The organism is Dongshaea marina (assembly GCF_003072645.1).
Classification (GTDB): Bacteria; Pseudomonadota; Gammaproteobacteria; order Enterobacterales; family Aeromonadaceae; genus Dongshaea; species Dongshaea marina.
On the sequence record NZ_CP028897.1, the window covers coordinates 4,848,191 to 4,872,574 of the forward strand.

Annotated in this window: 25 protein-coding genes and 1 pseudogene; 14 read left to right on the forward strand and 12 right to left on the reverse strand. The window is 50.1% G+C overall.

Annotated elements, in window-relative coordinates; all coding sequences use genetic code 11:
* The first annotated feature begins 87 nt into the window (after positions 1-87).
* Both DB847_RS22725 and DB847_RS22730 read left to right on the forward strand, forming a co-directional pair.
* Positions 88-735 (forward strand): hypothetical protein, encoded by a 648-nt coding sequence (locus DB847_RS22725; RefSeq protein WP_108652709.1) that lies wholly within the window; start codon positions 88-90, stop codon positions 733-735.
* 132 nt (positions 736-867) lie between these two features.
* Positions 868-1,668 carry a substrate-binding periplasmic protein gene (locus tag DB847_RS22730; protein ID WP_108652710.1) on the forward strand — a complete coding sequence of 267 codons (801 nt, stop codon included), beginning with the start codon at positions 868-870 and terminating at the stop codon, positions 1,666-1,668.
* A gap of 19 nt (positions 1,669-1,687) precedes the next feature.
* Here DB847_RS22730 and DB847_RS22735 read toward each other — a convergent pair whose 3' ends face one another.
* Positions 1,688-2,569, reverse strand: a complete 882-nt coding sequence (locus DB847_RS22735) for a LysR family transcriptional regulator (RefSeq protein ID WP_159084808.1) — start codon at positions 2,567-2,569, stop codon at positions 1,688-1,690.
* Between the two features lie 186 nt (positions 2,570-2,755).
* On the opposite strand from DB847_RS22735, the gene DB847_RS22740 reads away from it, so the two are divergent.
* From DB847_RS22740 to DB847_RS24615, 3 genes are read left to right on the forward strand one after another with little or no spacing between them, the layout of a single operon-like run.
* Positions 2,756-3,037 carry an SMR family transporter gene (locus tag DB847_RS22740; protein ID WP_325049116.1) on the forward strand — a complete coding sequence of 94 codons (282 nt, stop codon included), beginning with the start codon at positions 2,756-2,758 and terminating at the stop codon, positions 3,035-3,037.
* Positions 3,038-3,061: 24 nt separating this feature from the next.
* Positions 3,062-3,388, forward strand: coding sequence for an SMR family transporter (locus DB847_RS22745; protein ID WP_108652713.1), 327 nt, complete (start codon positions 3,062-3,064; stop codon positions 3,386-3,388).
* 45 nt (positions 3,389-3,433) lie between these two features.
* Positions 3,434-3,574, forward strand: a complete 141-nt coding sequence (locus tag DB847_RS24615) for a hypothetical protein (RefSeq protein WP_159084809.1) — start codon at positions 3,434-3,436, stop codon at positions 3,572-3,574.
* Between the two features lie 69 nt (positions 3,575-3,643).
* Here the strand turns inward: DB847_RS24615 and DB847_RS22750 are convergent, their stop codons facing one another.
* The 3 genes and pseudogenes from DB847_RS22750 to DB847_RS22760 all read right to left on the reverse strand — a co-directional run bounded on the left by DB847_RS22750 (position 3,644) and on the right by DB847_RS22760 (position 8,384).
* Positions 3,644-5,137: a hypothetical protein gene (locus DB847_RS22750; protein WP_108652714.1), complete on the reverse strand. Its 1,494-nt coding sequence runs from the start codon at positions 5,135-5,137 to the stop codon at positions 3,644-3,646.
* A 669-nt stretch (positions 5,138-5,806) separates the two neighbouring features.
* Positions 5,807-7,299 (reverse strand): annotated as a pseudogene (locus tag DB847_RS22755) (DHA2 family efflux MFS transporter permease subunit).
* A 59-nt stretch (positions 7,300-7,358) separates the two neighbouring features.
* Positions 7,359-8,384 carry an HlyD family secretion protein gene (locus DB847_RS22760; RefSeq protein ID WP_108652715.1) on the reverse strand — a complete coding sequence of 342 codons (1,026 nt, stop codon included), beginning with the start codon at positions 8,382-8,384 and terminating at the stop codon, positions 7,359-7,361.
* 315 nt (positions 8,385-8,699) lie between these two features.
* Between DB847_RS22760 and DB847_RS22765 the strand changes: the two genes are divergently transcribed.
* The 3 genes from DB847_RS22765 to DB847_RS22775 all read left to right on the forward strand — a co-directional run bounded on the left by DB847_RS22765 (position 8,700) and on the right by DB847_RS22775 (position 10,019).
* A complete protein-coding gene (locus DB847_RS22765) occupies positions 8,700-9,032 on the forward strand; it encodes a bL32 family ribosomal protein (RefSeq protein WP_108652716.1) in 333 nt (110 codons plus the stop codon).
* A 46-nt stretch (positions 9,033-9,078) separates the two neighbouring features.
* Positions 9,079-9,327 (forward strand): YecH family metal-binding protein, encoded by a 249-nt coding sequence (locus DB847_RS22770; protein ID WP_108652717.1) that lies wholly within the window; start codon positions 9,079-9,081, stop codon positions 9,325-9,327.
* A gap of 116 nt (positions 9,328-9,443) precedes the next feature.
* Positions 9,444-10,019, forward strand: a complete 576-nt coding sequence (locus DB847_RS22775) for a YhgN family NAAT transporter (protein ID WP_234418652.1) — start codon at positions 9,444-9,446, stop codon at positions 10,017-10,019.
* A gap of 375 nt (positions 10,020-10,394) precedes the next feature.
* Here the strand turns inward: DB847_RS22775 and DB847_RS22780 are convergent, their stop codons facing one another.
* Positions 10,395-11,846 carry a dihydrolipoyl dehydrogenase gene (locus DB847_RS22780; protein ID WP_108652719.1) on the reverse strand — a complete coding sequence of 484 codons (1,452 nt, stop codon included), beginning with the start codon at positions 11,844-11,846 and terminating at the stop codon, positions 10,395-10,397.
* Between the two features lie 48 nt (positions 11,847-11,894).
* On the reverse strand, positions 11,895-12,623 hold the full coding sequence (locus DB847_RS26795; RefSeq protein WP_108652720.1) for a glutathione peroxidase: 729 nt from the start codon (positions 12,621-12,623) through the stop codon (positions 11,895-11,897).
* Positions 12,624-12,772: 149 nt separating this feature from the next.
* Here DB847_RS26795 and oxyR point away from each other — a divergent pair, with 149 nt between their 5' ends.
* Positions 12,773-13,690, forward strand: a complete 918-nt coding sequence (oxyR, locus tag DB847_RS22790; RefSeq protein WP_108652721.1) for a DNA-binding transcriptional regulator OxyR — start codon at positions 12,773-12,775, stop codon at positions 13,688-13,690.
* Positions 13,691-13,826: 136 nt separating this feature from the next.
* On the forward strand, positions 13,827-14,075 hold the full coding sequence (locus DB847_RS22795; RefSeq protein ID WP_108652722.1) for a hypothetical protein: 249 nt from the start codon (positions 13,827-13,829) through the stop codon (positions 14,073-14,075).
* A 49-nt stretch (positions 14,076-14,124) separates the two neighbouring features.
* On the opposite strand, the gene DB847_RS22800 is transcribed toward DB847_RS22795, so the two are convergent.
* Complete coding sequence (locus DB847_RS22800) at positions 14,125-14,418, reverse strand: hypothetical protein (protein ID WP_108652723.1); 294 nt, start codon at positions 14,416-14,418, stop codon at positions 14,125-14,127.
* 538 nt (positions 14,419-14,956) lie between these two features.
* Here DB847_RS22800 and DB847_RS22805 point away from each other — a divergent pair.
* Positions 14,957-16,222, forward strand: coding sequence for an MFS transporter (locus DB847_RS22805; RefSeq protein ID WP_108652724.1), 1,266 nt, complete (start codon positions 14,957-14,959; stop codon positions 16,220-16,222).
* Here the strand turns inward: DB847_RS22805 and DB847_RS22810 are convergent.
* Positions 16,219-16,614, reverse strand: coding sequence for a nitrous oxide-stimulated promoter family protein (locus tag DB847_RS22810; RefSeq protein WP_234418654.1), 396 nt, complete (start codon positions 16,612-16,614; stop codon positions 16,219-16,221). The genes DB847_RS22805 and DB847_RS22810 overlap by 4 nt on opposite strands.
* 35 nt (positions 16,615-16,649) lie before the next feature.
* A complete protein-coding gene (gene uilS / locus DB847_RS22815) occupies positions 16,650-17,519 on the reverse strand; it encodes a UilS family quorum-quenching N-acyl-homoserine lactonase (protein WP_108652725.1) in 870 nt (289 codons plus the stop codon).
* A gap of 259 nt (positions 17,520-17,778) precedes the next feature.
* Between uilS and DB847_RS22820 the strand changes: the two genes are divergently transcribed.
* From DB847_RS22820 to DB847_RS22830, 3 genes are all read left to right on the forward strand, one after another.
* Positions 17,779-18,999 (forward strand): MFS transporter, encoded by a 1,221-nt coding sequence (locus DB847_RS22820; RefSeq protein ID WP_108652726.1) that lies wholly within the window; start codon positions 17,779-17,781, stop codon positions 18,997-18,999.
* On the forward strand, positions 18,996-19,676 hold the full coding sequence (locus DB847_RS22825) for a peptidoglycan DD-metalloendopeptidase family protein (RefSeq protein ID WP_108652727.1): 681 nt from the start codon (positions 18,996-18,998) through the stop codon (positions 19,674-19,676). Before DB847_RS22820 ends, DB847_RS22825 begins: the two co-directional genes overlap by 4 nt.
* Before the next feature lie 194 nt (positions 19,677-19,870).
* A complete protein-coding gene (locus tag DB847_RS22830; RefSeq protein WP_108652728.1) occupies positions 19,871-20,113 on the forward strand; it encodes a hypothetical protein in 243 nt (80 codons plus the stop codon).
* 861 nt (positions 20,114-20,974) lie between these two features.
* Here the strand turns inward: DB847_RS22830 and uxuA are convergent.
* From uxuA to DB847_RS22850, 3 genes are all read right to left on the reverse strand, one after another.
* Positions 20,975-22,162, reverse strand: coding sequence for a mannonate dehydratase (gene uxuA / locus DB847_RS22840; protein WP_108652730.1), 1,188 nt, complete (start codon positions 22,160-22,162; stop codon positions 20,975-20,977).
* A gap of 25 nt (positions 22,163-22,187) precedes the next feature.
* Positions 22,188-22,952, reverse strand: a complete 765-nt coding sequence (locus tag DB847_RS22845; protein ID WP_108652731.1) for an FCD domain-containing protein — start codon at positions 22,950-22,952, stop codon at positions 22,188-22,190.
* A gap of 139 nt (positions 22,953-23,091) precedes the next feature.
* Positions 23,092-24,351 (reverse strand): PTS ascorbate transporter subunit IIC, encoded by a 1,260-nt coding sequence (locus tag DB847_RS22850; RefSeq protein ID WP_108652732.1) that lies wholly within the window; start codon positions 24,349-24,351, stop codon positions 23,092-23,094.
* Between the last annotated feature and the right edge of the window lie 33 nt (positions 24,352-24,384).

Below are 24,384 nucleotides of genomic sequence, written 5' to 3' on the forward strand. Positions count from 1 at the left end.
CTCACTCGCTTAAGAAAAAGAGTCAATTGGACACAGTGTGGATTGAACTCTACATTTGTAAAAAGCACACAATCCGGCTCATCACTTATGTCAGATATCAAATGGGATGTTCATAATAGGGTCTCACCCGATGAAGTCACCAGAAAGCTTCCCCAGAAGATGCTGTGGCTAACCACAGATAACCGGGCGCTAACCTATATCATTAAGCCTCTGCGCTCATATCAGGAACCCGAGAGCTCCTCCATCATTCACCAGGGTGTGGTCCAGGATATTCTCAGCAGAAATCACCAAATAAAACTCATCCCCAACCACTTTGGAGAAAGTGTCTCTTTTGGTACCCAACACATCATGGCAACCATAGAGCTATTTCACCAGCCACAATCTTTTAAAGTCTGCCCCATGTGCTCCCAAACCTGGAACAACCGTGATGTTTTTTTACAGGATCCGGCACTCACTCTCAATGGCTACCAGGCTGACCTGGAGCAGCTCGATGAGGGCCTTTTTTTATTTACTCACGATAAAGATGGCTGTCACTCAACCATGGCTGTTGAGGTCAGGGATTTCAAAGATCTCTATACGGGAGAAAACTACCAAAAATCCAGATCCGAGATCGCCGATTGCCCCGGCTACTGTGATGATAAGCATGAGCTGAGAGGTTGCGATCACCCCTGTGAAGCGGCTTTTGCCAGAGAACTGATCTCGATTATTCAGGACGCCCCCAAAAAAATTGAGTAGCCCTTAGGCTATCTAAATCAACAGGCCCTACAGGGTCATATGCTAAATTTGTTCATAGATGAGCTCAGGGACATCCTGTGGTATTAAACTGAAAGTCTCAAGGAGGATTCAGTGTGCCTTGCTCCATCACTAATGCCAAAGCCTCTTCAACTATTGCTGCTATCCTTGGGCTTGTTTTTTAGTACGCTCATTCATTCTGCACCCCAAATCACTTTCATTGCTGAAAACTACAGACCCCTGAGCTATCTGGAACAAGGCAAGCTCGAAGGGCCGAGTGCAGATATAGTGCGGATGCTAAAAGCCAGTCATGACAATAACCAGCCAATCCAGGTCTACCCCTGGGCCAGAGCATATAAGAAAACCCTGAATACCCCGGGGACGGCTCTATTCTCTACCACCCGCACCCAAGAGAGGGAGCATGAGTTTAAATGGGTCGGCCCCCTGGCTGAAAAACATTTTGAGCTTTACGCCCTCAGGTCCTCCCGGCTTAAAATTCACTCCCTGAAAGACGCCAAGCAATACCTGATTGGTGTTGAAAGGGGAACCATCAATCAACAACTCCTCAATGCAAGAGGGTTACATCTATTAGATGAAGCCGTTTACCCGAAGCAAAATCTGAAAAAGCTTGTGCTAGGCAGGATTGATCTCTGGTGCGTCGCCAGAAGTACTTTTAGGGAAACTCTGGCACAGCTGAAGCTAAACTCCAGCGAGTTTGAAGCTGTTTTTACTGTAAAAACAGCTAAGTTATATATAGCTTTTAATAAACAGACTCCGGACCCGGTGATACAGAGCTGGCAAGCAAGCTTTGATGAGCTATACCGCAGCGGGACGGTAAAAGCTATCTTTCATCAGCACGGTCAGCTAGCCCTCTATCCATCACTCAAAGGTCCAAGGGGCGACCGGCCCAATGTCAGAAAGGCTCCCCCTGAGTAGAGGCCAGAGTGATCCTAAATCAGAGTAAATCCTGAAGATATCCCTTTACTCTGGAGAGTAGCCACTCAGAGATCTCTCCCTGTTTATGGGTTGGCGACTGCATAATGATGTAATCACTCCATTCGATACTGCGCCTGTGCCTGAGCACCCTGAGCTCCTCCTTACGCAGCAAAGGATTGACCAATGGGGCTGGCAGGTGTGCCCAGCCCATCCCCTCCAGCACCATATCCCGCATCAGCTCAAAACTACTGATCCCTATCTGCCGGGCACTGGGAACGGATAGGGAACGTAGCCCCTCTTCATCAAAGAAGGCTTCGCTGATGTGGGGATAGCGATCGAGATCATCCTGGCGAACCTGAGTCAGCCGGGTCAGAGGATGCTCCCGGGAGGTAACCATCAAAGAGCGGATCTGACTGAGAACAGAGATCTCCAGATTGGCAACCGGCTCATTTGCAGTCCGGATCCCAAATGCCAGATCAACGGCACCTGTGGTCACATACTCCTGGAGTTCTGCGGAAGCTGCCAGGGCAAACACCAGGTTCAACTCGGGATAGAGACGTTTCATCTCAATAATAGTGTTACGCCAAAAATACTCGGGAAGCGCATCATCACGGACGATTCGCAGTGACGACTCAACCCCCTGCAAATGGTGGGAACACTTGAGATCGATATGGTTGGCAAGCTCCAGGATCCGCTCACAATCATCCAATATATCCTGGGCCATCTGGGTCAAATGGGTTCGATTTCCGGTTCTCTCAAACAGGATAACTCCCAGCCTGTCTTCCAATGCACTGATACTCATACTCACAGCACTGCGGCTTCGTCCCAGCTGTATGGCCGCCTTGGCGATAGAACCCTGGCGACAGGTCACTACAAAGTCTTCCAACTGATTGAGCCTCATCATCCCTCCTGGTCAAAAAAAAACCTCAGCATCAATATAGTTGACGCTGAGTGACTTAGAGTTATACATCGGATCCCCCTATGATGAAAGGTAACAGGCAATGACAAGAGGAAGAGGTGAGCTATGTTGATCCCATGGATTTTCTTGATTCTGGCCATAATTACCGAGGTTGCAGGAACCTCCTTCATGAAGCTAACCAGTGCCTCAGGCGGGACAGCAAACGAAGGGTACCTGCTTATGTGGTCGATGATCGGTATCTCCTACTTTTTTCTGTCACTCGCAGTAAAAAAAATCTCCATCGGTGTGGCCTACGCCATCTGGGAGGGGTTAGGCATCGCACTCATCACCCTGATGTCGGTTGTGGTCTTTAAGGAGCACCTGAATACCCAGGCGATCATCGGGCTGGGCATGGCAGTCATAGGTATAGTCATGGTTAACGCTGGTGAGAGCCACGAAGGCAGCAGCTAATTATAAGTTCAGGATGGAGGCTTTATGCAATTTTTTGATATCTACTTTGGTTACGTTGTTCTCGCTGCTGTACTGGATATTATTGCCAACCTGGCCCTGCACAAGTCCCGGGGATTTAAGAATAAAGGCTGGGGTGCATTCGCCATCATTCTGGTTCTGGCCGCTTTTACCCTGCTGGCTCAGGCCGTCAAGGGGATGGATCTTGCCATCGCTTATGCCAGCTGGGGAGCCATAGGTATTCTGGGAACCGCAATGGGCGGGCAGTTCTTTTTTAAGCAACGCCTCAAGCCGATTGGCTGGGCCGGGATAGTGATGGTGATCGCAGCAGTTTTTGTTCTAAAGACCGCCTAATCTATACAAACCCCTCACCGGAACCGGTTGAGGGGTACCTCACTAATGAACGAGCCGCAGCAACTGAGCCATGACAACTCCAACTCACTTTCCGAGCAGCTATTTGTAATGATCACCATAGGCGATGGGCGTAATGTGTGCTATAGCTATGTCGGGGCAGGCTCTCCTACGATCCGGCTAACCTAATACTTCGATGATCTTAAAGATTTATATCACTATTAAACAAGCCATGAGATCTCAAGCTCAGGAGTAAAATTACTGTTGCGCAAACGTATATCTAGGCTTGCGTTTGAGCCCATCATAAATCACTTTTGCTTGTGAATACCAGTATGCCTTATGATCTGGCTCTTGCAACAGATCAATACTGAAATCCCCACCATAGATATGCCTGATTAATCGATGATACTTTTCACTCTTTCCTTCATTACTATTCCGTATTTGCCTAAAATCATCAAGACTTAATCCATCGATTGATTCAAAAGCATAGCGGCGGTGGTCATTTCTAATTAAGCTTAGGGCAGTCTTTGTTTGTTGAAGTTTATTAAGTGGAATATCTTGTTTGAATTTTTTACCTCGAACACACAGGGCTATCTTAGTTGCTGCTTCGAAAACAAGTTTCAATCCATCATCACTGATTATTTTATGCCTCTCACCAGGTTTTCTCCTAATGTTTTCAGCCAGACAAGAACGTAGTTCAATTAATGCTGATACTTTTTTACTACTCTCAAATCGCTTCATACAAGAGGAAGCGCTATTTATCATATCATTTATAAATAACTGCATTTCATGAATTTTTCTAGTTTGCTCATTTAATTTTTTCCGTTGATAATCATCAATCTCAATGAATAGACTTTCCCGAATGGATTCGTAACCTCTTGGCTTGGCAAATGAACCTCTACTTTCAGAAGCAGGAATCAGCCTTTGGCTTTCTAAAAGATGATCATATTTTAAATCATCATGAGGCCATTTCTTGACAAAGGAACCACTATTTCTAGGAATATGGATACTCCTGTTTTTTGTTTTTAGTTTATATCTACTAAGGCTATTAAGATGAAGCTGATACTCTTTCTCAAAACCTTCCATGATATCCATTGGGATTATTGCTCTGGAATTAAAACTATCCTTATTTAGGTTAGTATGTTTATACTCTTTCTCCCCGTTAAAACAAACTCCTGCAGTATAGCACTCTTCAACTCCAAGCTCTTCTGCTCTCAAAATATGAGCTGTTAACTCTGACAAAGGCGTTGCAGCATAGATCCAAGGATCAACAATGACTGCATTATCTAGACCTTGATATGAACGGCTTAAGGTATGCATTGAGCTCGATACAGGTACATCTCTAAGACTAGAATTGACGACTCGTTGATTTAAAGTTCCACTTTGATGTAAAAGCAGAAATGAATGATTGAATATAGATTCAGGATCGCCATGGTAAGTATAAAGATTTGTTATATAGAGATTCTCTGTCAACTCAAAACTATAGGAGTCTGCAATTTCGTAGCATATCATGCAAAGTTCACCACAACACCCAACGCTATGCTCTAAGGCCATCGCTATCTTTTGCGGCCTTTGAACGGTGCTTTTTCTTAATTCATCAAGATGCTGAAACTTTTCATGATACATATATGTATTTCGCTTACTTCGAAGAAGTTGGCGTTCTGAAACCATATTAACTGAGTATTTAATATGCAATCTTGCTACAGTGGTAAGAGCCGAGCCAATTGCCAGAAGCTCGTTGACATCCATCATTTTGATTTCATTTTTATAATAATAACAAAATTTGAAAGGCTAAATTTTTGTCTCAGCCAAACATAACACGTTATCCATTCACCTTGCAGATATACTTTCATTAATTATCATATTTTAACAATACAATTAAATGTTGAGATAAAAATTAAAAACATGACCTATAATCTAAAGCTATCCGGTGAAGTGCTCTTGTAATAGTTTGGTACCAAATAAAAAGCATCTCAACTCGGTTGAGCCCCGTTGCTAAATAACTGTTCCAAATAGTAGATCACTGGGGTAACTGTTGAATTGTGAATAAGCAGACCCTCTGCTCCTATCTGAACCATTCGGCACAAATAGACGGGGCTTAACTCCCCGTGAGCGAGCACGGAGGCGAACAGTAGAGGATTCAGGTCGAATCACATGGATGTGATGAGAGCTTAGCCGTAACAAGGATGTTGCGTCTAAGCGGAGCCTTAATCATCAGGAGAGCCGAGGGTTAAGTGAGATCTGGGGCGCGAGGGGATTGCAAAGGGGAAAGGCGTTTGCCCCTTTGCCTGCCGCCGGCCGGCACTTGCAGCGAAGCTGTAAACAGCCGTGCGCAGCACAATGAAAAGTTCGCTATTGGTTATATAGCGAACCTGGAAAATCAGGCCTTAGGCCTGGAGGAGGCCCCCTCCTCCAACCCCATCAGGCATCTGCACTGGTTTTTTTAATCAGCAAAATACTCAGTCCTGCCACAAACATCAGGCTGCCCATAATAAACAACACATCGTTATAGGCCATGATGGCAGCGTTTGTCTGCATGCTGTTATACAGCACAGCGGTCGCCTGCTGTTTGGCGGTGAAAGCAGGTGAACCTCGCTCCATCAAAAGGGTCGCGGTATCTCGCAAATAGTGCCAAGCGTGCTCACTCACCGCAGGCAGGGAGGCGGTGATATCGTGGTAGTGCTCACGGGTGCGATTTTGCAATGCGGTGGTAATTGCCGCGATTCCCACCGCCCCACCGAGACTTCTCAGGACATTGGTCAGGGTTGAGACATCCGGGATCTCTTTTTTTGGCATACCATAGGTAACCACCAGGGAGAGAGGCACCATGATAAAAGGCATCGCCAGTGCCCGAACGATCAGGGAGGGGATCAACTGGTGACCGCCAAAATTGGGGTCCATGTGCACATCCATCAAGAAGCTTCCCCCCAACACAAAAAAGCCAAAACAAACCAGGTGCCTGGGATCAAAGATCTTGGTTAACTTGGGTAGAAAAGGCTGTACAAAGAGCTGCGGAAAGCCCATCCACATCAACACCATGCCGATCTCAAGTGCGTTGTAGTTGTAGATCTGGGTCATATACATGGGGAACACAAAGATCGCCCCAAACAGTGCAGCACCCAGCAGGAAGAAGGCGATGCAATTGAGGGTAAAGTTACGCTCTCGAAATAACCTCAGGTTTACCAGGGGTTGGGGTGCCTTAGCTCGTTGATCACAAACAATATGATGCCAACCGCTGAAATGATAGAGAGGATCACTATCATCTGTGAGCCAAACCAGTCGTGACGATTTCCCTCCTCCAGGACTACCTCCAGACATCCCAGGCCAACCGCCATGGTCAGGATCCCGAAATAATCGGCGCCCCTGAGTAAGTCTTTTTTGATCGACTCATGCTCCAGGCCAAAGCCAACCATCAGCATCATCAACAGCACGGGTGGAATATTGATATAGAAGATGTAGTGCCAGGAGAAGTTATCGGTCAGCCAGCCTCCGAGGGTCGGGCCAATGGAGGGCGCAAAAGTCGCGGTGATCCCAAACAGGGCCATCCCCAAAGCCCTTTGATTATCTGGCAGCCGGGTCACTATCATAGAGAAGGCGATCGGGATCAGTCCCCCTCCAGCAAGTCCCTGGATACCGCGAAACAGGATCATAGAATTAAGATCCCAGGCCATGGAGCAGAGAATCGAGGAGAGAGCAAAACAGACGCTCAGGGTTTGCAGCACCCTGCGGGTTCCCAGAGCCTTACACAGCCAACCACTCAGCGGGATCACCACCATCTCGGCAACCAGGTAAGCTGTGCTGATCCAGGATCCCTCATCCAGGGTCGCAGAGAGGGCCCCCTGGATCTCTTTGAGGGAGGCGTTGGTGATCTGAATATCCAGGATGGCGACAAAGGCACCGATGATCGCCCCCATCACAGCCAGCCAGTTACGCCTAAGCTCCTCCGGGCTCATTTCGTTCTGTGAAACCATTTTTAACCCCGGGTATCGACGGTCACTTCAGCCGAGAGGCCGGGTCGTAACTCAGAACGAATCCCCGCGGCATCATCGATCAGGATCTTGACCGGAACCCGCTGCACTATCTTGGTGAAATTTCCGGTCGCATTCTCTGCGGGTAGCAAAGCAAACTGAGAGCCGGTTGCCGGTGAGAGGCTATCGATATGCCCGTGCAGGGTGACACCAGACAGGGCATCTATTTTAATTTTGACCTTTTGACCCACCCGCATCTGACCAACTTGCGTCTCTTTGAAGTTTGCCACCAGCCAGATCTTATTGGTCGGTACCAGGCTTAGTAGTGGTTGCCCCACCTCGGCCAGCATCCCCTTACGCAGACTACGCTGGCCGATAATCCCATCAACCGGTGCATGGATCTCGGTAAAAGAGAGATTAAGCTTGGCCTGAGAAACGGCAGCCTCGCTCTTATCGATATTGGCAGTGGCTTCAGCCAGCTGAGTATCCAGCACCTGCAGTTTATCTTTGGCAGCATGAAGTGAAGCCTGGGCCTGCTGCAGACCTGCATTGGTCACCTTGAGATCGGATTGAGCCTGATCCAGGGTATTTTGCGAGACATAGTGCTTCTTACTCAGGCTCTGCTGGCGTACCAGCTCCTTGTAGCTCTGATCGCGCTTCGCCAGGGCCGATTTCACCTCGGCCTCCGCCTGATGGATCAAGGCCATCTGCAGCGTCTTGGTCGCTTTGAGATTGCTTAGCTGAGCCTGGGTCAGAGCCAGGTTGGCGGTTGCCTCATTGAGCTGCTCCCGATACTGGCGCGGATCGATCTGAGCCAGTAGCTGACCCGCCTTGACCTTCTGGTTATCCGTGACATCCGAGCGCATCACGGTACCCGATACCTGAGCACTGATGGTAGTGATGTTACCGTGCAGATAGGCATTGTCTGTCGATTGCATATAGCGGCCATAGCTAAACCAATAAGTCGTTGCTGCAACCACCAGCAGCACCACGATAGCCGCAATCAGTGCGATCCTGTTCTTCGATTTCATAAAAACTCCGGATAGATCGGAAGCTGAATGCACCAAGGTGGCTCTTCCCGTGAGTCGGCATCCAGAAACAGAAAAAAACAATACTCAAAAAAAGAGAGACAGTGATGACTTCTACTGAGTATAGAGAATGAAACTGCATTCTACTCCTGAGCCATTTGCTGATCATTAGCAAAATGAACAAATGTTCATTTCCTGGCAGGAAACAAAAATGCGGAGGATCCCGGGTAGCTGTTGTATTCCCCCCGCTAAAACGCTATCCTCGCTGGGTGCGACCTGCTACTGAAAGGTTGCAGGGGTTAAATGGAGGTTATTAGGATGTCGAAAGCGGGCAATGAGTGGATGCCATTTTATCGGGCCGTTCATATCTTGGAGGCCAATGCACTCAAAGAGGCGCTTGAACTTGAGCAGATCCAGGTACGGATAGAAAAAGGGGCTAATCCCGAAGAGGGAACCCTGTCACCGGAAGAGTTCATTGAGATACTGCTGCTGATCCGCGAACAGGACAAGAAAAAGGCCACCATGGTCATCGAAAGTTACCAGCAGCGTCAGGGCATCGGTTGGTATTGCTCCTGCTGTGGGGAATTTAACCGCCCACACTTCGAAGTTTGCTGGCGTTGTAAGCATGAACCCGGTGAAGCTGCCGATTAACCGATCTGGTCAGCCTAACCAGAACAGATAAAACAAGGGGAAACAGATGAGTCAATCTATTCACGGCCATGATGTCATTGCGATGATTCGGGAATCACACAGAAGCTATCCTCGTGAGGAGCTGATCGCACTGGTCGAACAGGAGTTCGGAGAGGACACCCGTTTCCACACCTGTAAATTACAGGATCTGACAGCTACTCAACTGATCGATTTTTTAATTGAACGTAAAAAGCTTCAATCCAGCCCCGCTGGCCTGTCTATCGATCCCGAGCAGATCTGTAATCACGACCATTAATTGTTAAGTGGTGAGTCAGCTCACCACCTGCTTTAAACCTGAAAAGAGCTTAGCCAAGCTCTTTTACTCTAGATTGATGAGGTAAACCAACTGTGGAGATCACATCCGCTGCGGTGATGCTGTTTCTGATCATGGATCCTCTGGGAAATCTTCCGGTATTCATGTCGATATTGCGTCATGTCGATCCCAAGCGCCGCCGTCAGGTCATGATCCGGGAGTCCCTGTTTGCTCTGGTGATCATGATGATTTTCCTGTTTGCCGGGCAAAGTATTCTTGATTTTCTGCACCTTGGGCAGGTCGCGGTCAATATCTCAGGTGGCCTGATCCTGTTCCTGATCGCCCTTAAGATGATCTTTCCGACCCCAGGAGGAGTAACCGGTGCAGTGGCAGGTGAAGAGCCTTTTCTGGTACCGATCGCTATCCCACTGCTGGCTGGCCCCTCGCTGTTAGCAACGCTGCTATTGTTAGCCCATCAACATCCGGGTCACCTCGGCCCTCTGGCACTGGCGCTGCTTTTGGCCTGGCTGGCTTGCTCCGCCATTTTGATGTTCCAGGAGTTGTTCAATCGCCTGCTTGGTGAGAAGGGCCTGACCGCCGTCGAGCGCTTGATGGGAATGTTACTGATCATGATGGCGGTTCAGATGCTGCTGGATGGCTTTTCTCAATATATCGCAACCCTGCCAGCAAGCTAATCCACTGACCATCGGGGAGCATCGCTCCCCTGCTAACTCCGTTATCCATCCCCCAATGAGAGCTGCTCCCGGAGCTTCAACAATATTCCCCTGATGATGGCTAAAAATTATGCTTGCAATCGGCTGAAACAAGCCATAAGATGAGAATGATTATCATTTACCTCCATGGCACATTTTGCGCGACTCGTCCTGAGACGCGCTTTTTTTTACCCGGTGCACCGACTCAGGACATTGTCAGCAACCAGGTCACTGCCAATATAATCCCGATAATCAGTACTAAGCGCAGCAGTGCCTTGACGTTCATTATGATATTCCCTGGCTATCTCATCTTAAGGATAGCCAAGGGGGTTAGCCCCGTAGGAGTTTCATCCCGGGTTAACAACCCGGGGTCGACTGCAGGCAAGCCTCCAGCACGCCATCCCCCAACTCGAGCTGAGAGTCCAGATCCCTCAGAGCGGTGCGAACCCCCTCCTCGATCACCGGGTGATAGAATGGCATTTGTAACATCTGGGAAACCGTCATCTGCTGCTGGTGAGCCCAGGCTAACAGGTGAGCCAGGTGCTCTGCACTCGGTCCTATCATCTCGGCTCCCAGGAAGCGTCCGGTTCCCTGCTCAGCGTAAAGGTGCAGTATCCCCTTATTACGCAACATCACCCGTGAGCGCCCCTGATCATTGAAAGAAACAGCCCCGGTAGCAAAACAGCCACAGCTTCCCAACCGCTCCGTCAGCTCCCGATAGGTTTCGCCGACCATGGCGATCTGTGGATCTGAAAAGACCACGGAGATCTTAGAGCGGCGCAACCCCGGCATAATCCTGGTCGTGCGGCCGGCATTATCTCCGGCAATCCGTCCCTGATCGGCCGCCTCATGCAGCAGTGGTAACTGATTACTGGCATCTCCGGCCACAAAGATATGGGGAACACTGGTTTGCATCGTCTTGGGATCCGCGAACGGCACTCCCCGCTCATCAAGCTCAATCTTGATATTCTCAAGCCCCAGTTTGTCCACATTGGGTCTGCGGCCGGTCGCTGCCAGCAGATAGTCGACCCACAGCTCTCTGGGCTCTCCCTGTTTATCCTGGTACTTGATATAAACCTGGTCACCTTCACGCTGAACCCACTCAACCCTGGCGTTGGCATCCAGATAGAACTCCTGGTTAAACAGCTCATCGGCACTCGCCATCACCTTAGGATCGGTCAGTGGACCAACCTGACCCCCCATGCCAAACATGGTGACCTTGACTCCCAGGCGATTGAGCGCCTGGCCCAATTCAAGGCCAATCACTCCCGGGCCAAATACTGCAACCGACTCCGGCAAATTATCCCAGTCAAACAACTGATCATTCACCACCAGGCGATCACCGAGCTGATTCCAACTCTCGGGCCAGCTTGGCCTGGATCCAGTCGCGATTACCACTCGGCGGGCTTCAACCAAGGTATGCTGATCAACCTGCAATCGATGAGAATCCAGAAAACGTGCATAGCCAGTGAGTTTATCCTCGGCGGGAATATTGTTGACCCCATCCACAACAAAGCCGACAAAACGGTCTCGCTCACTCTTAACCCGCTGCATCACCTCGGCACCATCCACCCGGATCTCACCCTGAGGATGGATCCCGAATTGAGGAGCCTTTGAGAGTTCATGGGCTGACTCTGCGGCTGCTATCAACAGCTTAGATGGCATACAGCCAACCCGGGCGCAGGTGGTTCCATAGGGACCGCCCTCAATCATGACGACGCTATCCGTATGGGATTTCGCAGCCCGATAAGCGGCCAACCCTGCGGTACCCCCACCAATCACGGCAACATCAACGCTTCGTTTTTTCATAGATCCCCCAATCGATTGCAGTGGCGGGTTTTATCCCGCCTTTATCAGTTATCCCAGATAAGTTTCGAGCTCTTCACTGCCACCAATATGCTTGCCACCAACAAACACCTGGGGCACGGTGGTCCTGCCACTAATCGCTCTGAGGCTGGTGGTGGTTGCATCCTTACCCAGCACGACCTCTTCAAACGCCAGCCCTTTGGACTTGAGCATCTCTTTGGCCTTGGCACAGAAAGGGCATCCGGGCTTAGTAAAGAGTGCGATAGACTCCTGCATCTTATGCTCAGGAGCGATGTGGTTTAGCATGGTATCTGCATCTGAAACCTTGAACGGGTCGCCCGGCTCCTGAGGCTCAATAAACATCTTCTCGACGATTCCATTTTTCACCAGCATGCTGTAGCGCCAACTGCGGGGACCAAAGCCCAGATCTTCTTTGTCTACCAGCATCCCCATCCCCTTAGTAAACTCACCATTACCATCCGGGATAAAGCGGATATTCTCTGCCTCCTGATCCTCTTTCCAGGCATTCATCACAAAGGTATCGTTTACTGACACACAGAGGATGTCATCGACACCATACTCGGCAAATACCGATGCCAGCTCGTTGTAACGAGGCAGGTGGCTTGAGGAGCAGGTTGGAGTAAATGCACCAGGCAGACTGAACAGAACGACCGTCTTATTGGCAAACAGCTCATCTGTGGTCACATCGACCCAGGCATCTCCCTGGCGGGTATGAAATATCACCTGAGGAACGGCCTGGCCTTCTTTATTATCAAACATAATCTTCTCCTTACTCTTGGTTCTTGATTGCGCTGCTTATGCTACATCTGCGTTGTTGATGGAACCATTATTGATCCCAAATTTTGATTTGAAAAATCGTTTAATGCTATTGTTCTGATAGTTATTACCTATTAACAAAGGTGCTTCCGATGAATTTCAGGGATCTTGAGTATCTGGTGGCCCTGGCAAAACACAAGCATTTTCGACACGCAGCCGAAGCCTGTCACGTCAGTCAGCCCACCCTGAGTGGTCAACTACGTAAGTTGGAGCAGGAGCTGGGGGTATCCCTGGTGGAACGTTCGAGCCGCAAAGTGCTATTTACCGAGATGGGGATGCAGCTGGTCCAACAGGCACAGCAGGTCTTGCTGGAGGCAAAAAAATTCAGTGAAATGGCCAGCGCCCAGCACGATGAGATGTCAGGCCCACTCCGAGTGGGGCTGATCCCGACCGTCGGCCCCTACCTGTTACCCAGGATCGTGATCCTGCTGCGAGAGCGCTTTCCACAGCTGGAACTATTTCTCTATGAGGCTCAAACTCACCAGCTGGTAGAGCAGCTGGCAAGCGCTGAGCTGGACTGCCTGATCCTGGCATCAGTTAAAGAGACACAGCACTTTTCCGAGCTGTCCCTATACCGGGAACCTATGCTGCTTGCCCTTCCCAGCCAACACCCTCTGGCAAAATATCCCCCTAAAAACCTGAGTGAATTGGCGGGAGAGTCTCTATTGATGCTCTCTGATGGACACTGTCTTCGCGATCAGGCTCTGGGATTTTGCTTTTCAGCCGGTGCAGGTGAAGATAGTAGCTTTCAGGCCACCAGCCTGGAGACTCTGCGCAACATGGTTGCCGCCGGGGGAGGGATGACTCTGCTTCCTGAGCTGGCGATTTCACAGCATCCCCAGCCCGGGATAGAGTATCTAAGGCTAGAGGATCCTCAGCCTTTTCGCGAGATCGTTCTCGCCTACCGTCCGGGCTCGGCATTGAAGCAGAGGTATCAGCAGCTGGCCCGGGTGATAGGGAGTCATATCCAGCCACAACTATGCTCTGCAGGAAAAGGTAAAGATGGCTGAAGCAAACAGCTAACGGCTCACAGAGAGGGAAGGCCGTTTTCTACATCCGGCATGGGTTGGAGAAGCGATTGCAATAGCCGGGGTTTGGGTGTTTAATCAACAACAGAGTTAAGGACTACAACAGGGCAGGGAACACATGGCAACCTCTGAAAATAATCCAGATCTTTCAAAAATGTCTATCAGTGACATCATCAAGCTACTGACTAACGCCTATGGCAGCGGGGATATGGAACAGGTAAAACTGGCTCAACATGAACTGGTCGAACGGGGCGCTCTTTCTCCCAATGATATTATCGGTGTGAAAAAGCCAAAGAATATTGAAAAAGATTCAGAAAAGCTCGAAAAACTACTGGCGAAAGTTGAAGCCATGCTTGAGAAGAAATAAATAAGACTCAGCCATGAAGGGAGCTCCCCTTTGTGGCTGAGTGAATCCATTATTTTTCAGTGTTCTCCCTGGTACCCTTTGTCTCGCAGGGCCACAGATGATAAATATTATCGGGCACCAGCACATGCCAACGCTCACACAGCTTATGACTCCTGGCCTCGTGACTATTATTGACCTCGTTAAATGTCACATAAGAACCGATAGGCATCATCACGCCCATCTTATCGCGAATATCATGAGTCAACTTATCAATATTCACTCCATTATGGAACATCACAAAGATAACGATCACCACAAAGAGTGCCGCAATAAAACTCACCCCGAGCACCTTAAAAAATGACATACAATCAACCTCCGCTGTTAAATTAATATCCTGTGTTCGGATGTATAGACAGATCCGAAAATCGAATAACTCACAGACTTCCTGTCCCGATGAAACAGTTTATTTCACTTAAGTTAATAAGGTTATTCGAGCATTAGATATAACTTGCACGCAACAGCGAATGACCGAGTCATCCTGCATGGTAGATATCTGCAGAGAATATACTACGCCAACAGTTCACGGTCTGCTTTAGAAAACAGAAGATGATTGCAACTTATCGTAAAATAATCGCTTCCTTTGAAGCTACAGCGAAAGCTGAACCAGCCGCTCAGCAAGCGCCTCGCTAAAAGATTGAAGTTAATTCTATTTATAGGGATAAGACCAAAATAATATCTGGCAATCGAACGGATTATTTTAACTTCAATCGCAGAGTTTCCCCCTAAGGCCACCAAATGAAACCTCCTCCCCCGATGGATTGCATCGGGTTATCAAAAGCTGCCACAATACAGCCCCTGAAAATAAAGAGTTCAGTGCCTCTATTGGGTATGTAGGTCATTCAATGCAAAAAACTAAATTAACACTTGTTACCTCGGGTATCGTCTATATTGAGTGGGTTGAGTATGCCCTGTATATGTATCTTGGTACGACCATCAGCCACTTTATCTTCCCCGAGGATCTCGGCCAATACTCTTTGCTCCTCACCTACGGGATCTTTGCCATCGCCTATCTTAGCCGGCCGGTGGGTGGTTTACTCTTTGGCCTGATGGCGGATCGTAAGGGGCGCCGAAAGCCCCTGATCTATAGCTCGCTGCTGGTCGGGCTCGCAACCATCGGAATAGGCTTGCTCCCGGGCTATGCCACCATAGGAATAGCCTCTCCAATCCTGTTACTGGTGTGCCGGCTGATTCAAAGTATCGCCGTCTCCGGTGAGTTTAATAACTCCTCCATCTTTCTGATTGAGCACGCGGCGCGGTATAAAACCCTGGCTGGCAGCTGGGTTGGTACCGCCTCCTCGGCGGGGATGTTCAGCGGTGGACTCATCGCCTACCTGCTAAGCCTTTCCAGTTACCCTCACAGCTGGCGATTTGCATTTATTCTGGTCGGAGTTGCTTCACTCATTATCATGCTGATGCGAAAATCTCTCGAAGAAACGCCTGATTATATCCACTATCGTCAGCAAGCCAGGGCCGTGCAGCCCCCCTCTTTTCGCAAGCTTGCTTATCACCACCGGGAAGGGCTACTACGAATCGCCATCATTGCCGCGTTTCTCAGCATCTATATCTATACCTGTAACGTCTATTTTGTCAGTTACATGATTGCCGGACTGGGCTACTCCATCAGCTTTGCCACCGGGCATATGATGCTGGTTCAGGGACTGGTGACTGTGTTGATCCCACTGTTTGCACTGCTTGCGGACCGGTTGGGCTACGCCAGGGTGTTACGCAGATCAATCCCGGTGATCGCCCTGATGGCGCTCATCCAGTTTTATGGAGCCAAGACTCACTCCTATCCACTGATCCTGACGGGGCTTGCTCTGTATATCCTGGCTAACGCCGCGATCTCGGCAACCATTTTCCGTTATATGTTTGAGGCGCTCCCGGTTGAGATCCGCTGCAGTGGCAGTAGCCTGGTATATAGCCTGGCAGCCGCCATCTTCGGCGGTACGGCTCCGCTATTGGCAGCAACCCTGATCGACAATGGATGGAGCATGGCTCCGGCCTGGTATGTGTTAGGATTTGCCCTCTTGAGCTACCTGTCGGTCAAGGGGCTGCTTGGTAAGCTACTGTTTACTCAGGAAAACTACCGCCCATCCTCCAGTCGCTAACCCTTTCGCTTGCGTTGATGGCGATTCGAAGCCGCCTGGGGAGGCTTTTGGGGGTCGGGACGCATCTTAATCCAGAGGTGACGAAGCGCAGCCAGAGGATGCCTGAGCAGCATCCGCGGGCCCGCGTAGCCCATGACTTGCCGGACCTCTTCACGCATCCCCTTCCTGTAGCAATGAATCGGGCACTTACCACAGGTCGGTTTTTGCTGGCCATAGGGGCAACGATCCAGCCGCTGCTGAGCGTAGTAAAGCAGGGCCTGGCAGCGGCAGCAGGGCTCCCCGCTCCAGGGCTTATGATGATCCCGACAATAGAGAGTCACCATCTGGCACAGGGTGCGGTACTCGGTGAGCAACCGCCCCCTGAGAAGCATCTTATCTGGCTGAAGCTCCACCTTACTCAAGCTATGCCCCTACTCTTAGTTGCAGATTACAGATGAAGCTCCAGCCACTCCAGCTGCTTAGCCACGACCCTGTCCAGCGCCTCTCCCCGGTAGAGATCATAGTGGCGGGCTCCGGGTTCGATATAGAGCATCTTGGGTTCATTCGCCTTGGCAAACAAAGCCTCGGATTCACTCAGGGGATTCACCCCATCAAGCTCTGCAGCCACGATCAGCAGGGGCTGCTGCATTTTCTGAAGACTCAGCTCCGGCTTGTGATTCAAGGTCTCCCATACGGTCAAAAACGGGATCTTGATGGTCAGAGCCGGGAAATCATCCTTGTGGCTCTCAAAAAACTCCAGGGATTGCTCATCACCCAACACCTTGGCGATAGGAACCATCATCTCTTTGCCGGTCTTTAATTTTTTGGCTCGCATCTTCTCCAGGGTGGCCAGGAATTTTTGTTTTTCCTCCTCGCCCATCTGACCTGTGATCACCCGCTCTCCATCGGCGAATGTAAGCTGAGCCAGCACGCATTTGATCCGCGAATCCTCTGCAGCCGCCACGATCGCATTTGCTCCGCCAAAAGAGCTTCCCCATAGCACGACCCGCTGTGGATCGACTCCGGGCTGAGCCAGTAGCCAGTCCGTTGCGGCATGGATATCCTGGACCTGCATCTCGGGGACCAGGCGTCCGGACTCCCCCTCACTCTCACCAAACCCCCGATAATCAAAGGTCAGAACCAGGTAACCCGCCTGGGAAAATTTCTCGGCATAAGCGGGTAGAAGGAGCTCCTTCACGCCACAAAAACCGTGACACAAGATAATCGCTGCCAGCGGCTGCTCCCGGTTTTGGGGCTGATACAGGTGTCCGGCGATGCGTTGCCCTTTGGATTCAAAGGTAATAGTTTGAGGCTGCATAGTGTGTCCTTGATTGCAGATTGAGCATAAAGCAGACCTGAACCATACCCAGCAGCGACAAATATCGCAATAGCCTCAGTCGAACCTACGTCATCCCAGCCTAAATCCCAGGGAGATAACCCTGAGCGCATAAAAACCACCTGAGTTGTAAGGCCACATGAAGCAAAAGCCGAGACAACAGAGCAATAAAGCACCACTCCCTCTACCATATCTCCTACAAACTCATTACAATGGCGCCCTCATTTGGGAGCCACTATCTATGTCCGTTAGCCAGACCCTACCCCTCGGCCGTTCGGGGTACTACCTTAAACTCTTTACTCTCTACTCCATTGTCTTTCTGGGATCCGCCGGTTTCTTTGTCACGATCCCAGCTTATGTAGAGCTCTTCATGGGACACTCCCAGGCATTGATCCACACCCAGATGCCTCTGGAGCAGCGTCGCGAGTTGTTCGGTATCGTCATGTCGCTGGCCCCTTTTATCTCTATGTTCTTTGCCCCGCTGATGGCTCGCTTTTCCGACAGGTTCGGTCGTAAGCCTCTGATGGCGATCTGCCTGGTCATTGCCGCGATCGGCTTTGCCCTGCCGGTTTTTGCTATCGCGGCAGGCTCGATCATCCTGCTGTTTATCGGCAATATGCTCAACAGCCTGGGCTCTGCAAGCCAACCTATGGCCCAGGCCGTCCTGGCAGAGGGCAGTGATGGTAAACACAAGGCCACCCTGATGAGCCTGGTCGCAGTGGTGATGACAGCGGCCATGTCGATCGGTCCTGCCATAGGCAGTAAGCTCACCGAGATCTATGGCGCCACGGCTCCCTTCTATGCCTGCCTGCTATTGGCCCTTGTTAATCTGAGCCTGCTGTGGAGTATTTCATCTGCACCGGTGGCCAGCTCACAGTCTGAGAGTATCTGGTCTCTGACTCGCCCCCTGGCACGGAGTAAATCAGCATTGCTACCAAGCCTTGGCCTGGTGTTTATCTGCCAATTCTGCTGGAGCCTCTATTTTCAGAGTATCGCCTTCATCCTCCCTGAAAAATGGCATCTTGCAGTCAGTGGCAGCTTCTATCAGGGCCTGATGACAGCAATCGGCATCATCATGATCCTATCCCTGCTGTTGCTCCCTCAATACCTGATGACTCGCTGGTCGCTAATCTCATGTCTGAGGGCCGCACTCTGGGTCTGTGGAGTGGGCATGCTGCTGTTAGCTGTGAGCCCAACTCCCTGGCTGCACGCCTTGGCCATGCTGCCCACCGCAATATCGGCAGCGATCCTATTTCCTCTGTATATCACCCGACTTTCGGATTCAGCCTCGCAACAGGATCAGGGGTGGGCCATGGCGCTAGCCAGTGCGGCGATCGGCCTGGCATGGACCTTGAGTGGCTATCTGACGGCTATCTTGGCTAATATATATCTGTTACTGCCGCTTCTATTAGCCGCCCTCGGGCTATTTGCGGCCAACCTGTTAACCCGGGAGTCCAGATGAACCCTAGTGCCAGCTTTATCCAACAACTCTCTTCACTTAGCTGTGCCCCGATCATACCCGCCGAGCTGCAGTTTGGCCCGGCACTGATCCTTGATCTCTCACCCCAGAGCCCGATGTGGCAGCAGCTAGCAGATCCTGCACAGTTCGAAACCTATGTCGCACAGCAGATGCAACAGCAGCAGACACAGCTGTGCATCGGCCGCTACAATGAACAGCGCCTGATCTATCAGGACAAGCCCCAGTTTTCTGACAGCAGTGACAGGACATTGCATATCGGCCTTGATCTGGGAGTCCCTGCCGGCACTGCGGTGATGAGCCCACTGGATGCAGAGGTGCACGGCTTTGCCAGGCACCAGCAAGATGGCGACTATGGGCCGGTAATCATCCTAAAACACAAGTTGCCAGATCTCTGTTTCTATACCCTGTATGGTCACCTCTCCTCCTGCAGCCTTGAAAATATCTCTCGGGGAAAACAGATCCGTGCAGGCGAAAGATTCGCAGCGATTGGGGATCGTCACGAAAACGGCGGCTGGGCCCCTCACCTTCACCTGCAGATTATTCGGGATCTTGAGGATTACCAGGGCGACTATCCCGGAGTCGTCGCTCCGAAAGAAGCTGATTTTTATCTGGCTAACTGCCCGGATCCAAACCTATTGGTCAGGCGTCAGGATCTGTAAGCCTGCTTCCCGGGGAGTAATCCCCGCCCCCGAGTGTCAGCTCGCTCACAGTTTCACAACAACACCTCCGAGTTTCGATAGAAACCACCATTTAGCAAAGCTTTATCTGTTTATCTCTCTTACCATGAACACTGGATAATTTTTCCCCGGGGCAGCTCAGTATGGAGGCCTAGGGGCTCAATGGTTGTGACGATATGGATATTGATATTTTCAGCTGGTGCGCCAATAGAAAGATCCGGGGCTACTGCCGGGCCGTTATCATCTTGACTCTGCTAATCGGGGTTAGCCATAGCTTCCTCTCCCCCCTCAGGAGCCCGGTTCGACTCAGTACAATAGAAGGTTTTTTTTATAGCGACTGGCCCTTTGTTCTGATAGCTGCCGTTGTTGTCAGCCTGGTTACCCTGATTAGTTATATGGTCTATGAAGGAGAGGAATAATTCTGATTTGAGTGCATTCAGCCAGGAAGCAACCCCTGTTATTCATTAAGCTGTGATCGTTCAGATGGGCCAGGCCTCAACAGCCTGCCCCTTTCGATTATGTTTTTATTCGCAAATGCAAAATATATCTAAGCTGACGAATCCAGCGGTCGGCCACCAGAAGCTCATCAACTCCATTTGGAAAGTATTCCGCTTCAAGACCAATATCCCTAAGCAGATATCGATTACCTAAGGGTAATTGAGCTACCCTACCCTGCCGGGCCCTGGATACTCGTTGTGCTCGCCGTAAGTCGGCTCGAACAAAAAAAGCAGCGAGTTGAAGGTAGATTGAATGGCGCATCATATTTCTCCGTTTATATAGATACTTGGGAAATAAGCGGCCAAATAATATGAGATGAGATGATTTTGAAATTTCTCTTAAGGCCGCTATATTCCGCAGCCTTAAAGGATACGGATTAATTAGTCAGAGGTTTTCATCCCCAGGTTTCGAATTGCATAATCGTGTCGAACAGGCTTATGCATATCAAAACTTATGGATACGTAAACGTCATAAGATACAGAAATAGTATTTCTCATTTTACGCCTCCAGAATAACTAACTAATCCAAGTGAAATTAATCTTGTGAACTTAAGCTCACGGTCACATTGTAATCAAACGAGACTATTAATCAACCACTAATTATAAAAAGTACTAGTGGATTGCTTCTATATAGCTCAAAGAGCTCATAAGGAAATAAAATATAATTTTATTTGTTTCTATATGATTGGCTCATATTATTTTTACTTCGAGAAAGTGCCAGATATCAGGAATTAACAACGGAATTGAAAGGCCAGGATCACTGGCCTTAAACAGATAGGCTGTTTATTGAGGACTAAAAAAAGCTCGCTTGAGCGCCAGCTCTATACCCCGCACCTCGGCCAGTCCCTTGAGACGCCCTATCGCAGAGTATCCGGGGTTGGTCTTCTTATGCAGATCATCAAGCATCTGGTGGCCATGATCCGGGCGCATCGGGATCAACCGCACGTCTCCCTTCTGCTGACGCAGCTGCTCCTGCCTGAGTAGCTCCATCACCACCTGATACATATCGACATCTCCGGTCAGGTGCGAGGCCTCATGAAAGCTCCCCGGGGTTTGCTCACGCTGAGTGGAGCGAAGATGGGCAAAATAGATACGATCACCGAAACGGTGGATCATCTCGGGAAGCTCATTGTCCGCTCTTACCCCGTAAGATCCGGTACACATGGTGATACCGTTCGCCGGACTATCGATCTCTTCCAGTAACCAGGCGATATCATCTGCGGTTGAAACGATTCTGGGTAAGCCAAGAATCGGACGGGGTGGATCATCAGGGTGCACCGCCATCCTGACCCCAACCTCCTCACAAACAGGGATGATCTTCGTCAAAAAGGCACGCATATTCTCACGTAGTCTGGCTTTATCGATCCCCTGATAGCGATCCAGCTGGCCCTGAAACTTACTCAAGGTATACCCCTCTTCTGCGCCCGGCAAACCGGCAATAATATTCGCCGTCAGGATCGAAATATCCCTATCGCTCATCTGCTCATAGTAGCTGCGGGCCTGGTCCTGCTCCTGTGAACTATAATCCTGCTCAGCCCCAGGCCGTTTAAGGATATATAGCTCAAAAGCGGCGAAGGCAACCTGATCGAAGCGAAGAGCTCTTGAGCCGTCCGGGAGCTGATATCCAAGGTCGGTACGGGTCCAATCCAGCACCGGCATAAAGTTATAGCAAACCGTATCTATCCCACACTCGGCAAGATTGCGGATGCTCTGCTGGTAATTGGCGATCCATTTAGCCCAGTCACCACTGCGGGTCTTGATCTCCTCGTGTACCGGGACACTTTCGACCACAGACCACACCATCCCCTTGGCTTCAATCAATGCCTTGCGGGCTTTAATCTCATCAAGCGGCCAGATCTCGCCATTGGCGATATGGTGCAGGGCGGTCACTACCCCGGTTGCTCCAGCCTGGCGAATATCATCCAAAGAGACCGGATCATCCGGTCCATACCAACGCCATGTTTGTTCCATATTCCCCTCAAATTACTCGTAATAACTATGATTTATCGGAAAGCCTGACCGGGGAGTCATTAAACAGGAAGCCATCAAAGTCCGGAGCCTCAATATTGGAAAAGCGCATCATATTACGCTTCACATTCTCAAGATGCTGCCACATGGCATGTTTTGCCTTGGCAGGATCCTTACGCTGTAAAGCCTGCAGGATCAGCTCATGCTCCTCGATGGTGTGCCAATAGTCCTTCTCCTCGAAATGATCATGCAAGCGAACCCACATCCGGCTGTCTTCACGCATCTCCCAGAGCTCACGTACCAACTGCTCCAGGACTGTATTCTGGGTTGCCTTGGCAATAAGGATATGGAACTCCCCATCTGCATCGACTGCATCCTGGTAAACACCATCCCTCAGAGCCTGTTTGGCACGCTCAAGCAACTCACGCATCTGGTTGATGTCATTCTTGGTCACCTGGGCGGCAGCAAACTCACTGACATTTGCCTCAAGCAGCTGGCGAGCCTGAAGCATCTCAAAGGGGCCGGGATCAAAGTCACTGCGCTTAACTTTTCCTGATGAAGGCTCCGCCAACACATAGACTCCCGAGCCCTTACGCACTTCAATCAACTGCTCCAGCTCAAGCATAATCAGGGCTTCACGTACCACGGTACGACTGACCCCAAAACGCTCTGCGATATCCCTTTCCGGCGGCAGTCGACTGCCGACCGGATACAGTCCCCTGGCTAACTCCTGATAAAGTTCCAGGCCAATTTGTTGATAGAGCCGTTTAGGCTGTGTCGTCCGTTGTTGCATAGCATCATCTGATCATTTGATCGGGTGGTGGGATGATACAACAGCCCAAGTAGATCTCTCAACAATTGGCATACCAAAATAACCTGAACAGGATCCAACATATCTCCCTCCCTGGTGTAACAATCCTGTTCCTCTTTGATTAAAACAGCATTAACGCATATCCCAACACTATGCCCACCACAGCAAAATCCGGATCGCCAAAAGTTGTTCCATGGAATCCCATATTCTTTAACAGCGGTATCAGCAGGGCCGGTAGCAAAGTCAGCAAGATACCGTTGATAAATGCCCCGATCATCGCGCCACGCCGACCTCCGGTCGCATTACCATAGATAGCCGATGCCGCCCCGGTATAGAAGTGCGCAACCAGGCCAGGAATGATCACCGCCAGCCCGGCAAATGGCAGAATAAACATGGTGATCAACCCCCCGATGAAGCTGGCAATGAATCCAACAATCACGGCATTGGGAGACAGATCAAACAGAGCTGCCACATCCACCGCAGGGACACTGCCCGGGACTATCTTCTGCGCGATCCCCTTATAGGCAGGCACAATCTCATTGATAAACATCTTTACACCGGTCAGCACGATAAACAGTCCACCGGTGAAAGTGACTGCTTGTATGATGCTGAACAGCAACAGATCCGTACCTCCAGCCAAATGACGGGCAAATTCAGAGTCCGCCTTGAAGGTCACAATCAGAAACAGTACCAGCATGGTGATGGTAACCGAGACCATGGAGTCTTTGAGGAACATCAGCTTTTGAGGCATCTGCACCGTTTCGATCGAGTGATCCGGACTACCTACCCAGCGACCTACCATAGAGGCAATGAAATAGGATAGCGTCCCCGAGTGACCAATGGTGTACTCATCGCTGCCGATGATCCTGCGGCTGGGCTTTCTGAGAATAAAGGGAGCAATCGACATATAGAGACCGAGTATGATTGCCCCTATGATCACCATCCACAGGGATGAGATTCCGTGGCTGAACATGATGCAGGCCAAGACACAGGACATATAAACCAGAATGTGGCCCGACAGATATATATAACGAAGCCTGGTGAAGCGGGCGATCAGGATATTCATCATCATGCCGAACAGGACAATGAGAGCCGTCACCGAGCCGACCTTGGCAAGTGCCAGCCCCACCACGGCCTCATTACTTGGAATGATGCCCTCAATATGAAAACCGTTGGTAAAGAGTTGTCCGAAAATATCCAGATTGTGGCCAATGATTCCCCCGCCAAGGCGTAGCACCACAAACCCCATGATGGTCTTAATGGTGCCGGAGATCACTTCGGTCCAGGGCTTTTTCTGGATGCAGAGCCCGATAAAGGCCACGATTCCCAGCAGGATCGGGGGATTTCGAAAAATATCAGTAACTATGGTTAAAGCGTTCATGATTGAGTAAGACCCACATTGGTATAACATGTT